This is a genomic window from Caulobacter sp. D5 (assembly GCF_003185805.1).
Classification (GTDB): Bacteria; Pseudomonadota; Alphaproteobacteria; order Caulobacterales; family Caulobacteraceae; genus Caulobacter.
Genome location: NZ_QHJY01000560.1, coordinates 1 through 1,764, shown reverse-complemented (window position 1 = coordinate 1,764; position 1,764 = coordinate 1). Strand labels below are relative to the sequence as shown.

Annotated in this window: 2 protein-coding genes and 1 pseudogene; 2 read left to right on the top strand and 1 reads right to left on the bottom strand. The window is 72.2% G+C overall.

What is annotated here, in order from left to right:
• Positions 1-719: pseudogene (locus DMC18_RS25215) on the bottom strand (peptidase S8); the annotation flags it as partial.
• A gap of 138 nt (positions 720-857) precedes the next feature.
• Between DMC18_RS25215 and DMC18_RS25210 the strand changes: the two are divergent.
• Together DMC18_RS25210 and DMC18_RS25205 are read left to right on the top strand one after the other, a co-directional pair.
• Positions 858-1,358 (top strand): sigma-70 family RNA polymerase sigma factor, encoded by a 501-nt coding sequence (locus DMC18_RS25210; protein WP_199228315.1) that lies wholly within the window; start codon positions 858-860, stop codon positions 1,356-1,358.
• Positions 1,355-1,764 (top strand): anti-sigma factor (locus tag DMC18_RS25205; RefSeq protein ID WP_370444635.1); only part of this gene is annotated, 410 nt, incomplete at its 3' end. The genes DMC18_RS25210 and DMC18_RS25205, both read left to right, overlap by 4 nt.

Genomic DNA, 1,764 nt, shown 5'->3' with positions numbered 1-1,764 from the left:
CCGGGTCCGGCCGCGCCGTAGCCCCAGGCGGCGATCAGGGCGGCGGTGGCCGTGCCGTGCGCCCCGGCCCTGGGCGCGCCCTTGGCGAAGCCCTTCTGCTCGATGGCGACGCCCCTGAAGTCCGGATGGCCAAGATCGATCCCGCCATCGACCAGGCCGACCCGCGCGCCGCCAGCCGCGGATTTGTCCGACGCGGCCGTCGCCGCCAGCCCCATGGCGACCGCCACGCCGGCGCCGGCGTAGATGTGATTGAAGTCATAGTCGCCGTCGGGATCCAGAGCCCGCAGGTCGCGGACAGCCTGGCGGGCGTCCATGCCGCGCGGCGGGGCCAGGGTGACCAGCTCGAGGCCCAGATCGCCCGACCGCTCGCGGCGCAGCACCGTGAAGCCCTTGGCCAGGGCCTGCTCGATCGCCTGAGGGCTGGGCGACACGGCCAGCACCTCGCCGCGCACGGCGGGGCGGCCCTGGTCATCGGCTTCGAGCGTACGGGGATTGGCCTTGAGCAGGGACCGCAGGCGATCCAGCCCCGCCAGGTCGCGCACGCCCTCGACGGTGCGCGTCGTCAGGTCCTCCGCGCCCTCGACGACGTCCGAGACTACCGGCAACCGGCTGGGCAAGGACGGCAGGCCGCCCGGCAGCAGCTGGGCGCGCGAGGCCGCCGCCGGTCCCAGGACCAGGGCGCAGGCCGCGACGACCGGCAGGACGATTTTCCTTCGCAACGCGATCTCCTGAACTCACGAAAAACATTGGCCGCGCGAGAACGATGGCCGGAACGCGCGTGGAGTGGAATAATTATCGAGTTGTGGATTAAACGCCGGGCACGGCGCGTTTCTTCCTTCAGGCGACGTAGGCGGACCTTGGATTCTTTTCAAAAGGACATGCTGGACCTGCTGCCGCGGCTGCGCCGCATGGCGCGGGTGCTGGCCCGGGATCCCGCCGACGCCGACGACCTGACGCAGTTGACCGTGGAGCGCGCCCTGGCGCGCCGCGATCAGTGGCGCGAGGGCACGCGACAAGACAGTTGGATGTTTCGGATCATGCGCAACGCCTGGATCGACGAAAGCAGGAGCCGGGCCCGACGCGGCCGGATCCTGGCCCCGCCCGAGGCCGGCGCCAACGCCGCCGACCCGGCCGCCCACTCGCTGGACAGCCATCTGGCGATGAGCGCCGTCGAGGCGGCGCTGGACGCCCTGCCCGAGGACCAGCGCACGGCGGTGGCCCTGGTGCTGATCGAGGGCCTTTCGTATCAGGAAGCCGCCGACAGCCTCGAAATCCCCATGGGGACCCTCACCAGCCGCCTCGCCCGCGGCCGCATGGCCCTGCAGGCCGTGCTGATCGACCAAGGAGCCAGGCCATGACCGTGAGCGACGAAGAGGTCTTCGCCTATGTGGACGGCGAGCTGCCGCCCGAGGCCATGGCCAAGATCACCGCGGCCATGGCCAAGGACCCGGCCCTGGCCGCGCGGATCCAGGCCCAGAAGGACCTGCGGCGACTGCTGTCGGGCGCCCATGCCGGCGTGCTGCGCGAACCGGTCCCCCCGACCCTGAAGTCGGCCGCGACCGGCGCCGGCGCCAAGCCGGCCGAGGTGATCGCCTTCCCGCAGCCCAAGCCGAAGGAAAAGGCCAAGGAGAAGATCCGTGTCCAGAAGCCGGCGACGCCGTCGGCGCGGCCCGGCTTTGCGATGCGCAAGCCGCCGGCCTGGGCGGCCATGGCCGCCTGCCTGGTGGCGGGCCTGGCGGTCGGACGCCTGGCCCTGCCCTCGCC